This window comes from Phycicoccus sp. Soil802, assembly GCF_001429605.1.
Classification (GTDB): Bacteria; Actinomycetota; Actinomycetes; order Actinomycetales; family Dermatophilaceae; genus Pedococcus.
Window position 1 is genome coordinate 1 of record NZ_LMSS01000007.1, and the last position, 11,803, is coordinate 11,803.

10 protein-coding genes and 2 tRNA genes are annotated in these 11,803 nt (G+C 70.5%); 5 read left to right on the forward strand and 7 right to left on the reverse strand.

Going from position 1 to position 11,803, the window contains the following annotated elements:
• The first annotated feature begins 13 nt into the window (after nucleotides 1–13).
• Entirely contained in the window at nucleotides 14–490 is a 477-nt protein-coding gene (locus tag ASG91_RS21475) for a BTAD domain-containing putative transcriptional regulator (RefSeq protein WP_371262068.1), read from the forward strand.
• A gap of 738 nt (nucleotides 491–1,228) precedes the next feature.
• Entirely contained in the window at nucleotides 1,229–1,708 is a 480-nt protein-coding gene (locus tag ASG91_RS16925; protein ID WP_162257550.1) for a signal peptidase II, read from the forward strand.
• A 302-nt stretch (nucleotides 1,709–2,010) separates the two neighbouring features.
• On the opposite strand, the gene ASG91_RS20790 is transcribed toward ASG91_RS16925, so the two are convergent.
• The 3 genes from ASG91_RS20790 to ASG91_RS16935 form a co-directional block, all read right to left on the reverse strand.
• A tRNA-Val gene (locus ASG91_RS20790) sits at nucleotides 2,011–2,118 on the reverse strand.
• Nucleotides 2,119–2,321: 203 nt separating this feature from the next.
• A tRNA-Met gene (locus tag ASG91_RS16930) sits at nucleotides 2,322–2,398 on the reverse strand.
• A 101-nt stretch (nucleotides 2,399–2,499) separates the two neighbouring features.
• On the reverse strand, nucleotides 2,500–5,586 hold the full coding sequence (locus ASG91_RS16935) for a UPF0182 family protein (protein ID WP_082594278.1): 3,087 nt from the start codon (nucleotides 5,584–5,586) through the stop codon (nucleotides 2,500–2,502).
• Between the two features lie 140 nt (nucleotides 5,587–5,726).
• Between ASG91_RS16935 and ASG91_RS16940 the strand changes: the two genes are divergently transcribed.
• Nucleotides 5,727–6,263, forward strand: coding sequence for a PPA1309 family protein (locus ASG91_RS16940; RefSeq protein ID WP_056923846.1), 537 nt, complete (start codon nucleotides 5,727–5,729; stop codon nucleotides 6,261–6,263).
• A gap of 53 nt (nucleotides 6,264–6,316) precedes the next feature.
• On the opposite strand, the gene ASG91_RS16945 is transcribed toward ASG91_RS16940, so the two are convergent.
• From ASG91_RS16945 to ASG91_RS16955, 3 genes are read right to left on the reverse strand one after another with little or no spacing between them, the layout of a single operon-like run.
• The gene (locus ASG91_RS16945; RefSeq protein WP_235545732.1) at nucleotides 6,317–7,459 is read right to left on the reverse strand and encodes a PDZ domain-containing protein; all 1,143 of its coding nucleotides are present in this window, start codon (nucleotides 7,457–7,459) and stop codon (nucleotides 6,317–6,319) included.
• The gene (locus ASG91_RS16950; RefSeq protein ID WP_056923847.1) at nucleotides 7,456–7,908 is read right to left on the reverse strand and encodes a molybdenum cofactor biosynthesis protein MoaE; all 453 of its coding nucleotides are present in this window, start codon (nucleotides 7,906–7,908) and stop codon (nucleotides 7,456–7,458) included. The genes ASG91_RS16945 and ASG91_RS16950 overlap by 4 nt, the downstream gene beginning before the upstream one ends.
• Nucleotides 7,905–9,065, reverse strand: a complete 1,161-nt coding sequence (locus tag ASG91_RS16955; protein ID WP_082594279.1) for an NAD-dependent epimerase/dehydratase family protein — start codon at nucleotides 9,063–9,065, stop codon at nucleotides 7,905–7,907. Before ASG91_RS16955 ends, ASG91_RS16950 begins: the two co-directional genes overlap by 4 nt.
• A gap of 61 nt (nucleotides 9,066–9,126) precedes the next feature.
• Here ASG91_RS16955 and ASG91_RS16960 point away from each other — a divergent pair, with 61 nt between their 5' ends.
• A complete protein-coding gene (locus tag ASG91_RS16960) occupies nucleotides 9,127–10,617 on the forward strand; it encodes a zinc-dependent metalloprotease (RefSeq protein WP_235545734.1) in 1,491 nt (496 codons plus the stop codon).
• Nucleotides 10,614–11,207 carry an NUDIX hydrolase gene (locus ASG91_RS16965; RefSeq protein ID WP_056923849.1) on the forward strand — a complete coding sequence of 198 codons (594 nt, stop codon included), beginning with the start codon at nucleotides 10,614–10,616 and terminating at the stop codon, nucleotides 11,205–11,207. Before ASG91_RS16960 ends, ASG91_RS16965 begins: the two co-directional genes overlap by 4 nt.
• Nucleotides 11,208–11,226: 19 nt before the next feature.
• Here the strand turns inward: ASG91_RS16965 and ASG91_RS16970 are convergent, their stop codons facing one another.
• The gene (locus ASG91_RS16970) at nucleotides 11,227–11,796 is read right to left on the reverse strand and encodes a M48 family metallopeptidase (protein WP_056923850.1); all 570 of its coding nucleotides are present in this window, start codon (nucleotides 11,794–11,796) and stop codon (nucleotides 11,227–11,229) included.
• Nucleotides 11,797–11,803: the final 7 nt, after the last annotated feature.

The window sequence follows — 11,803 nt, forward strand, 5'->3', positions numbered from 1 at the left end:
CTTCGAGCACCTCCTGACGCGGGCTCGCGAGCTGCTGGCGAACGACGAGCCGGAGCGGGCCCGCTACGTCACCGGGCAGGCCAGGGAGCTGTGGCGGGGGGAACCGCTCGTCGACCTCGCAGACTGGGGCCCGGGGCGGGTCGAGGCCGAGCGCCTGGTCGAGCTGTGGCGCGACGCCGACGACCTCCCTTCAGCAGTTCCACTCCACCGCGGGAGGCCCTCCCACGTCATCCCCTCAGATCGAGGAGTCACACTCCCTCAACCAACGTGCCCGGTCAGTACAGCTAGGCCTGCTCTCGCGCACACGGCTTCCCCGGCCGCACCCCAAGGACTTGCACCCTTGCGCCTTCAGCCGACCTTCAGCGCCGCCGCGCACTGTTGGGCCACCAACCCCTCATCGCTCGCGAACGAAAGGACCGACGATGCGACCCACACTCAAGTTCCGGGGCTGCCCCCTGACACGGGAGCAGGTCACCGGCACTGCGAATAGGCACTCCGGGCCCTCGATTCCGACCGCTGCATGCAGGGGCATGGGGACGCGCGTCCGCCGCGACGCACCACGGCTTGGCCCCGCAGCCCGAGCCTGCAGGCGTCACCCACGTCGGCCCATCGGGTGAGGAGACCTCGCCTCCAGAGGCGCCGAAAGAAGCCAACTGACCCACGAAGGGAGGTGCGCAATGACCAGCAAGCCACGGGTGATCACCATCGCCGCGTGCGTCCTGTGGTTCGTCATCCAGACGGCCGGCATGTGGCGCCCGTAGAACAAACTCCAGACCCATCCAAAACACATGCCCCACGTCACTCAGGAAGGAGGTGAAGCGTCATGACCACACTGCGCACCAAGGCCACCACCGCGTTCGTCCTGCTGTCCTCAGTGGCTTGGCTCGCCATCGAGACCGCTCCACGTGTCCACTACTGAGACGCAGGCCGCGCGGGCAAACCACCCGCTGTGACGACACCCGGCGAGTCCCAACCCACCCGCTGACCCACCCGCTAAGACAGCCACCCAGAGGAGGTGAAACGTCATGACCACACTGCGCACCAAGGCCACCACCGCGTTCGTCCTGCTGTCCTCAGTGGCCTGGCTCGCCATCGAGACCGCCCCACACGTCCGCTGGTGACACCCCAACTCGGGGTCACCCCTATGCCCCGAACAGACCACAACCCGCGCGAAGGAGAAGCCATGCCGTCCTCAAACCACACAACGCAGAGGGCATTTAGCAGGCGGATGGCCACCGGAATGGTGCTCGTGTCAGCCGCCCTCGTCGTCGTCGTTGACCTGTCGACCAAGCACCTCGCGGCAACCTACGCCCGGCCACACACCGCCGGAGACGTCGCAGCCGTCGGGTTGGTGCGACCAGTGACCAACCCTGCGTTCAGTTTGGGCCTAGTAGGCGCGGCGCCGACCTCCGCCGTGCTTCTCATGGCCTTGGTTCTCGCCGCGGGAATGGCCGCATCGGTCATCTACGTGCGCAGGGCGGCCGCACCCCCGTGGGCGGTGGGACTGACGCTCGGCGGAGCCGCCGCCAACACCATCGACCGAGCCCTTCACAGGGCAGTCCAAGACTTCATCGTGACCGGCCCTATCGTCATCAACCTGGCCGACCTCGCTGTGCTAGTCGGCCTGATCGCCCTCGTACGACACCGTCCACCCCGTGGCAAGGAGCGGCCGCGGCCGCTCCTTGCCGGAAGCCTCGAAAGGAGGTGAACACCATGACCAAGAAGCTGAACCGCGCGATCCTGCCAGCCCTGTACTCCCTCGCAGGCATCGCCTACGTCATCATCGAGACCGCCGGAGGCAAACTCCCCTAAGCCGTACTCAACGCCTCGCGGTCAGTGATCGCCGCCCTGGGTGACCATCCGAAGACCGGGCTTCCCATCCGCGGGGACGCGGTCCGCCAGGATCCCGGCCGGCAACTGTAGTCACTTAGGGGCAGCATCCGTCGGACTCTGGGGCACATAACGAAGGGACCTCTGACCTGCGTTTCCGCAGGTCAGAGGCCCTGTTGCTGGTGGGCGATACTGGGTTTGAACCAGTGACCTCTTCCATGTCAGGGAACGCGCTGGCAAGGGGAGCGAGCTCCGGACTCTGCGGTCTGCACTGACCTGCGATCGCCCGGACATCGACCCGGAGACACCCCGAAAGGGCATCCAAGCCCGGTCATCGCGACGTCTCATGTGTTTCTGCCTTGTCCCAGGCGGCCCGTCCCGTCCGTCCCGTTCAAGACCGTCTCAGCGCCGGTTGGTTACACATTTGGCTACATGTGCCAATGCCAGAGGCCCTCTCCGAGATGGGAAAGGGCCTCTGACCTGCTACTTCGTGGTAGCGGGGGCAGGATTTGAACCTGCGACCTCCGGGTTATGAGCCCGGCGAGCTACCGAGCTGCTCCACCCCGCGTCGGTAGACACCACCTTACGGGAAGCCCTGCGCGCGAACCAAATCGGTGCGCTCGCAGGGCTTCCGCAGCAGGTCAGGCGGTGGACGTCACCCGCACCGGGTCAGGGTGTGGACGTCGTGGTCGGCGTCGCCGTGGGGGTGGCGGTCGTGGTCGGCGACGGCTTGACCGTCACCGAACCACCCTTGGGCGCCGCAGCGACCGCACGCTGGATGGCCTCGCTGAGCTGCTTCTGCGCAGTGCCGTATGCCGCGAAGTCACCGGCCTTGAGCGCCTTCTGTCCCGCGTCGTAGGCGGCCTGGATGTCGGCCAGCGCCTTGGCGAGTGCAGCCGAGTCCGTGGGCGGCGGGGTGGTCGGGGTGCTACCCGGCGTCGTCGGGGTGGGGGTCGAGCCCGAGTCCCCCGCCGTGGCTCCGGAGTTGCCACCGAAGAGACCGTCCAGCGCGCCGTCGAGCGTGTAGGCCCAGGCCAGCTTGTCACCGAACGCGACCACCGTGGCCCGCTGGAGCGGGAACGCCGAGTCACCCTGGGCCCGCACGTAGATCGGCTGCACGTAGAGCAGGCCGCCACCGACGGGCAGCGTCAGCAGGTTGCCCAGCGTGACGCTCGACCCGCTCTGGCGAGCGTTGTTGAGGAACTGGCTCAGGTTGAGGGCAGAGTCCGGCGAGGTGGCGTTGGACGAGCCGATCTCGTTCTGCACCTGGCCCGGGCCGCTGACCTGGCTGTCCTTGGGCAGCGTGAGCAGCCGCATCGTGCCGTAGTCGCTGCTGCGCTGCCCCTTCGTCGACCCGGCGTCCGCGTCGACCGCGAGGAAGCCGGTCAGGATCTGCCGGTCACCCACGGGCTTGAACGTCGTCGTGATCGAGAAGCGGGCGGCGTCCTGGTCGGGCATCTTGAGGGTCAGGTAGTAAGGCGGCTGCACGACGCTCGCGTCCTGCGCCGGGTCCTCGGGGATCTGCCAGTAGTCCTGGCCGCCGTAGAACGACGCGGCGTCGGTCACGTGGTACTTCGCCAGCATCTGGCGCTGCACCTTGAAGAGGTCCTCGGGGTAGCGGATGTGCGACATCAGGTCTGCGCTCATGTCGCTCATCGGGAGCACGGTGTTGTCGAACGCCTTGCTCCAGGCCTTGAGCAGCGGGTCCTTGTCGTCCCACGCGTAGAGCTTCACCGACCCGTCATAGGCATCCACGGTGGCCTTCACGGAGTTGCGCATGTAGTTGACCTGACCGCTCCCGATCGTGGTCACGGCGACGGACCGCGCGGTCACGGAGTCGGAGGTCGCACTGTCGATGTCCGTCAGCCGCGAGTAGGGGTAGTCGGCCGACGTCGTGTAGCCGTCGATGATCCACTGCACCCGGCCGTCCACGACCGCGGGATAGGGGTTGCCGTCCGGAGTCAGCCACGGGGCGACCCGCTCCACCCGCTCGAGCGGCTGGCGGTGGTCGAGGATCCGGCTCTTGTCGTTGACGGCGTCGGACAGCAGGAGGTTGAGCTCGCGGTACTTCAGCGCGTAGGCGAGCTTGCGCGGCAGTGAGCCCAGCGCGACACCGCCCTTGCCGGTGTAGGTGCTGTTCTTCTGCCCCGCCGCGCTGTTGTCCGGGTAGTCGAACTCGCGCGGGTTGCTGCCCGAGGCCGCGCCGACGATGGAGTAGGACGGCGACTGCTCACCGAAGTAGATGCGCGGCTCGAAGTCGGGCAGCTCGCCGGCCTGCGGGATGTTGCGCTCGTAGAACACCGGCTGGCCGTCGGCGGTGCGCTGGTTGCCGAACGCGGCGACCAGGCCGAAGCCGTGGGTGTAGACGGTGTGGTCGTTGAGCCAGTTGCGCTGGTTGGCCGGGATGCCGTCCAGGTCGAGCTCACGCACCGCCAGCACGGTGTCGCGGACCTTGCCGTCCACCTTGTAGCGGTCGACGTCGAGGGCGTCCGGGAAGGCGTAGTAGGACTTCACCGACTGCAGCTGCTTGAACGTCGGCGAGACCACGATCGGGTCGACCAGGCGGATGCCGGGGATGGTCTCGGCGTCGTCGCGCAGCTGTCCCTGGGTCGCCTCGGTCGTCGCGGTGTAGCCCTCGGTCTTCACGTCCGCGATGCCGTAGGCAGCCCGGGTCGCCTTGATGTTGCGGTCGATGTAGATCTGCTCGCGGGACTTCTCCGACGGCTTGACGATGAACCGCTGGTAGAGCGCCGGGTAGATGCTGCCCACGACGATCGAGGTGATGAGCAGCAGGGCCACCCCCACGATCGGCAGCCGCCACGAGCGCGACCAGATCGAGGCGACGAACAGCCCGACCGTCATCAGCGCGGCGATCGCGAGGATCGCCTTGGCCGGCAGGACGGCGTGCGCGTCCGTGTAGCCGATGCCCGTCAGCAGGCGAGAGTCCTTGGTGGACAAGGCATACCGGTCGAACCAGTACGTCGCGGCGCGCACCAGGACGAGCGCGGCCACGAGGATGGCCAGGTGGGTCCGGGCGGCGCGCGAGGTGCGCTCGGCGCGCGACTGGATCTGCAGTCCGCCGTAGACGTAGTGCGTGAAGGCCGCGGCCAGCGTCGCCATCACCAGCGCCATGGTGAGGAAGCCCAGCAGGAACTGGATCCACGGCAGCGTGAACATGAAGAAGGACAGGTCCTTGCCGAACTGCGGGTCCTTCGTGCCGAACGGCACCCGGTTGAGCCACAGCAGGTAGGTCTTCCACTGCCCTGCGGCGCCCGTGCCCGCGAGCAGGCCCAGGATCGCCGGGATCGCGAAGATGGCGACCTTGCGCAGCGGTTCGATGGCCTCGCGGTACTGGTCGAGGTTCTGCTGCTGGGCGGTGACCGGTGCGTAGATCGGGCGGGTCCGGTAGGCGACGATGAGGCTCGACGCCACGACCGCCGCCGTCAGCACGAACGCGACGACGAAGAGCAGGACCTTGGTGGTCAGCTCGGTGACGAAGACCTGCTGGTAGCCGACCGAGCTGAACCACAGGATGTCGGTCCACAGCGAGGCCATCAGCGAAACCACGAAGCCCAGCACGACCAGCACGACGAGGGTCGGCACCAATGGTCCGCGGCGCCTGCCGAAGGTCAGCGTCGGGGGACGCCGGCCACCGGGGCCGGACCCCCGCGGGGTTCCCTCCGGTCGGGCGCCCTCGGCACCCGGCTCGCCCTGGCCGAACCATTCAGAGGAAGAACTCACGCCACGCCCGATCATCCGTGCGACCGCCCGCGGTGGTCGCCTGCTGTAGTGGGTCCAACTTACCGAGCGCCCCCGGGGTTCCCACGGCCGCCTTGGACACGGATTGGCACCACCTGTGCACCGACTGGGTATGCCGCATACGGCACCATGGGCGCGTGAGCCAGACCTCCCGCCCCGTCGCCGACCCGCTGTCCATCGCCGCCCTGGACACCGAACGCCACGTCGCCGCCGCCGGGTGGGACCAGAACCCGCGGCTGTTCGCCCTCGTGCCCACCGCCGAGCTGCTCGAGCGCGAGCCGCACCTGCGGGCCCAGATGCGCGGATCCGACCTGGCCGCGGGTGCGCTCAGCGCGATCGAGCAGGAGGACCTCCCCCGCACCTCCAACCTCGAGAGCCTGCTCGGCGGGATCGCCTGGCCCGACAGCGTCGTGGGGGCGGCGCTCGCGGTCGAGCGCATTGTCGTGCCGCCGGAGGCCGAGCGCGACCTGCCGGCCCACACCGAGTCGGCGGTCGACGCCCTGGCCGCGCACCCCGGGCGACAGGACGTGCGGCTGCTCGTCGCCGTGACCCGCGACGGCCAGAGCCGCTGCCTGTTGCGCCAGCGGGCCAACGACCGCGACGACAAGGTCGCCCTCGGCGACGAGATCGCCCCCGGCCTGGTCCACGCGCTCAAGGCGACGCTGCAGGCCTGAACCGGCCGCGCGGCATACCCCTTGCGGTGCGAAGGGGGTTTGGGGTTGACGTGTTATCGCGTGCAGGTGGGGAGCGAGTCGGTGCGCCTGTCGGCGATCGCCTCGACCGCGGACCTGGCCTCGTCGAACGTCGCGATCCGGACCACTCGCAGGCCGTCGGGCACGTGGCCGACGACCTCGTCGCAGTTGTCGGCAGGAGCCAGGAACCACTTCGCTCCCCCGTCGTGCGCGCCGACGAGCTTCTGGCGGATGCCACCGATCGGCCCCACCTGGCCCTTGGCGTTGATCGTCCCGGTGCCGGCGATCTTCTGGCCGCCGGTCAGCGGTCCGGGCGTCAGGGTGTCGTAGACGGCCAGCGAGAACATCGTGCCGGCCGAAGGGCCACCGACGTCGCCGGCGTTGATCTTGACGTCGATCGGGAACTCGAACCGGACCCCGAGGAAGACGCCGACCGTGGCACGGCCCTCGGCCGCGCGGGTCTTGGCCTCGACCGTCACGGGCTTGCCGTCGCGCACCAGACCCAGGGCCACGCTCTCCCCCGGCTTGTGGGCCCCGACGGCGTCGCGGACGCCGCTCGAGTCGCTGATCGCCTTGCCGTCGACCGAGACGATCTCGTCACCGGCCTTGATCAGGCTCGCGGACGGCGCGTCCTTGGCGACCTGCGCGATGACGATGTGCTCGGTCACCTTCTGGCCGACTGCCTTCAGCGCCACCGCGACCGCCTCCTGCTGGGAGTCGATCATCTCGGCGGCGCTCTGCTCCTCGACCTGCTTGTCCGTCACGCCCTTGGGGAAGTAGAGCTCCTCGTCGACGACGTCCTCGCTCGGACGGATCGCGGCGCTCAGGAGGTCCCAGACGGTGACCTTGTAGCCGGGCCCTCCGGAGATCCGCACGGTGGTGAAGTCGAGGGCGCCCTGGGTCGGGTAGGTCGGGGCGCCGGAGACGGTGATCAGCTGCTTGCCGGAGAGCTTGCCGAGGGTGTTCGTGATCGGGCCGGGCTTCATGATGACGTAGGGCAGGCCGACCATGACCGACAGTGCGCCGAGGGCGATCGCCAGGAAGAACCCGACCAGGCTCACGGTGGACTTGCGGCTGAGGCGGTAGGGGTCGCTGACCGCCGAGCCGGTCGCGCCCGCCGGGCCGGTCGCGCCCGCCGGGGCGGGATGGTCGCCCTGCTGATGAGGAGGCGTCGTCACGGCAGCCCCACCCACTCGTCGGTGCCGTCGGTGAACAGCTGGTGCTTCCAGATCGGGACCGTCCCCTTCAGGGTGTCGATGAGGTCGCGACAGGCGTCGAAGGCCTGTCCGCGGTGTGGCGCCGAGACGGCCGCCACGACGGCGATGTCACCGATCTCGAGGTGACCAACCCGGTGCACGGCGGCGACGCGCGCGACCTCGTGCCGGCCGGCGACGTGGGCGCAGACCCGGCTCAGGGTGTCCACGACGCTGGGGTGCGCGGTGTAGTCCAGGGCGGACACGTCGGCGCCGTGGTCGTGCTCGCGCACCACCCCGACGAACAGGGCGATGCCCCCGCACCGAGGGTGTTGCACCGCCTTGAGCACCTCGTCGACGCTCAGCGGCTCGTCCCGGACGTCGCTGAGCACCACCATCGGGTCGCTGTCCAGCTCCCTGACCGGATCGGTCATGCCGTTGAACCTTTCCTGCGGCGTCGCCGCATGATTGCCGCCGTTCCCACCAGGGCCACCGCGGCGCTGGCCGCTCCCAGAGCGGCATCCTTGCGGTCCAGTCTGCGTGCCGCCACCGCGTGCGACCCCCGGATCGCCTCCAGGAGCACGCCGAGACACGTCTCGTTGTCGTGGACCGGCACCCAGCCGCGATCCCGCATCGTGCGGGCGGAGACCGCCCAGGGGAATGCCACGAAGGCGAGGTCGCTGGCAGGGGCCGGCAACACCCCAACGCGGTGGAGGCGGTCCGCAGTTCCCATCGCTGCCCCGAGGCTGAGCTCGACCCGGCGCATGCCGGTCAGCCGTTCGAGGTCGCGCTGGGTCAGGTGGCCCTCTGCCCCGACGGTGACGGCGCCACCCACGCCCTGGGCCAGGACCAGCGCCACCGCGGTCCCGAGGTCGTCAACGTGGCAGAACTGCCAGGCGGGCTCGGCGCCGCGCAGGGTGAGCAGCCGCGGCGCCTCGAAGTGACGGGTCACCACCGTGTCGACGCCGTCGCCCACCAGCGCGGCCGGCCGGACGGCGGTGATGGTCAGGCCGGGGTGGACGTCGCGGGCCACCTCGATGAGCTGCTCGACGTCCATCAGGTCGCCGACCTGCCCCTCGTCGGAGGCGGCCCGCAGCGGCGCGTCGTCCTCGAGTGGGACCGGGTTGTCGGCCCGGGCGCCGTAGGTCTGTGCCGAGGTCACGACCACGAGGTGCCGCAGTCCCGCGGCGGCCGCCGAGGTGATGACGGTCTGGGCGACGCGCAGGTTGCGCTCACGACGGGCCCGGGCGCCGATGGCCAGGTCGCGTGCGAGGTTGGTGCTCGTCGCCACGTATGCCGCGGCGTGGGCTCCCGAGAGCGCCGCGGCCAGGCTGGGGTCACCGGGGTCGGCGTGGCGGAACTCGACTCCCCCGACCACCGGGGACTCGGTGCCCAGGGCCACGACCCTGCCGATCCGGGCCTCTCCTTCGGCGCCGCCGGGCTGCGCCGTGGTCGTGCCCCGCGCGGCGGCCGACACCAGGGCGCGCACCACCGCACGACTCGCCGGGTCGGCCGTGCCGATCACCGCGACGTCGATCGCGCTACGCCGCGAGCGAACGGCGCCCCGTCCAGCCCGCCCGGGGGAACTCACTGTGGCCTCCGCGTGGTTGTCTAGTGAGAGACCATCCTCTCAGGACCGCTGAGGAGCAGTTGTGCCCGACCTTCCCCGTGACCATGACGACCAGTCCGACGACCAGTCCGACGACCAGTCGGACGACCCGCGCGACGAGTCCGGGCGACCGTCCGACGACGCCCTCGGCGACGCCCTGTCCCCGGAGATCGCGGAGGTCCTGGCGCGGCTGACCGGTGGCGAGGTCGACCCCGACCTGGCCAAGGCCCTCAAGGACATGGGCATCGACCAGGTCGACCCGGCGATGCTCCAGATGATGGTCGGCCAGATGCAGTCGATGTTCGCCAGCACCGACACCGACGCGTTCAACCTCACCCTCGCCACCGACACGGCCCGCAAGACCGTGTCCGAGGCGGGCGACGCGGTGGTCGGCGAGGCCGCGCAACGCCAGCTCGACCAGGCGGTCCAGGTGGCCGAGCTCTGGCTCGACGAGGTGACCGCGTTCGAGGCCCCCGGCATCTCGACCCACGCGTGGAGCCGGGCCGAGTGGGTCGAGGCCACGATGGCCACCTGGGGCACGCTCGTGGAGCCGGTCGCCGAGGGCGTGGGCCGGGCCGTCGGCGACGCCATGCGCACCCAGCTCCAGCAGCTCGGCGAGAGCGGCCTGCCCGAGGGCCTCCTGCCGGCCGGCATGGACCCCGCGGCCATGCTCGGCCAGATGGAGCCGATGCTGGCCAAGATGAGCGGGGCGATGTTCGGGCTGCAGGTCGGCCAGGCCGTCGGGGCCCTCGCCACCGAGACGGTCAGCGGCACCGAGGTCGGCCTACCCCTGGTGGCCGACCGGTCGGTCGCGCTGCTGCCCGCCAACGTCGAGGCGTTCGCCGAGGGTCTCGGTGTCGACCTCGACCAGGTGCGCATCTACCTCGCCGTCCGCGAGGCCGCCCGCGTGCGGTTGTTCTCCGAGGTCCCGTGGATCGGGCCGCAGCTGGTCGCCGCCGTCCGCGACTACGCCCGCGACATCAGCATCGACACCGACCGGATCGAGAGCGCGCTGCAGTCGGTCGACGCCAGCGACGCGACCGCCCTCCAGTCCGCCCTCCAGGACCAGCTGTTCCGCCCCGACCCCAGCCCCGCCCAGCGCGCCGCGCTGGCCCGGCTCGAGACCTACCTCGCGCTGGTCGAGGGATGGGTCGACGTCGTGGCCGACCGTGCCACCCGTGAGCACCTGCCCCAGTCCGCCGCCCTCGGCGAGGCCGTGCGTCGCCGGCGGGCCACCGGCGGTCCCGCCGAGAAGGCCTTCGCCGGTCTCGTGGGCCTGGAGCTGCGCCCTCGTCGACTGCGCGACGCCGCCAACCTCTGGGCCGCCCTCGAGGCCAAGCACGGACCGGACGGGCGCGACGCCGGGTGGGGACACCCCGATGTCGCCCCCACCGGCGCCGACCTCGACGACCCGCTCGGCTACGTCGAGCGCTTCGGCACCTCCGAGAGCGCCGACCTCGACGCGGCTCTCGACCAGCTGCTCCGCGAGGGCGAGACCCCCGGGGACGACGAGACCGGCGCGGACGGCCGGTGACCGGCGCACCTGCCGTGCCCGCGGCATACCTCGCGCTGCGGGAGGACGCCCAGCGCGTCCTCGAGGGCTGGACGGCACCCGACGCAGGGCAGGAACGGCTGCGGGTCGAGCTGCTCGCGCACTGCGCCGAGCACCCCGACGCGCTGTTGAAGCAGGGGCCGCCAGCCCACCTCACCGCCAGCGCCCTGGTGCTGAACCGTTCGCTCGACAAGGTGCTGCTCACCCTGCACGCGAAGGCCGGCCTGTGGCTGCAGTTCGGAGGGCACTTCGAACCGGGCGACGAGTCGGTCCTGGCCGCGGCGACCCGCGAGGCGCGCGAGGAGTCCGGCATCGTCGACCTCGAGCTGCACCCCGAGCTGGCGCACCTCGACCGGCACGCGTTGCGCGCCTCGGGATTCGGTCGGTGCAGCGAGCACCTCGACCTGCGCTACGTCGGGGTCACCGACGACGAGGCCGGGTATGCCGTGAGCGAGGAGTCGCTCGACGTCGCCTGGTGGCCCGTGGACGCGCTCCCCGAGGCCAGCCGCAACGCGATCGCACCCCTCGCCGAGGCGGCCAGGCGGCTGCTCGCCTCGTCGCTGCTGCGGTGACCGAGCAGGTCGCGCGGGGTCAGTCGCTGGGACCGAAGTCGAGGGCGGCCTGGCCGAGCTCGTCGGACTCGGTCTCACCGTCGGACAGGTCGAGGCCGGCGGTCGCCGCGACGCCCTCGAGGTAGCCGCGCGCCCGCTCGAGCCGCGGGTAGCCCTCCAGCAGCCGCCAGAAGTCAGGACCGTGACCGGGCGAGAGCAGGTGGGCCAGCTCGTGGAGGATCACGTAGTCGAGCACGAAGGCCGGCATGCCCCTGACCCTCGTGGAGATGCGGATGGTGCCGTCGGAGGGTGTGCAGGAGCCCCAGCGGGAGTTCTGGTTGGTCACCCAGCGGATGCTCGTCGGCTTGGCCTGGCCCCCGAGGTAGCGCTGCGAGAGCTCGGCCGAACGGGTGCGCAGCTGGGCATCGCTGGGCCGTCGCTTCTTGTCACCCTTGGCCAGTCGCTCGAGCATCGTGTCGACCCACTGCTGCTCCTCGGCCTTGGTGAACCGCGCGGGGATGAGCACGATGGTGCGACCGCCCTCGCGGTAGGCGCTCACGGTGCGGCGGCGCTTGCGGCTGCGCCGGACCTCGATGTCTGGACTCCCCATGCCACCA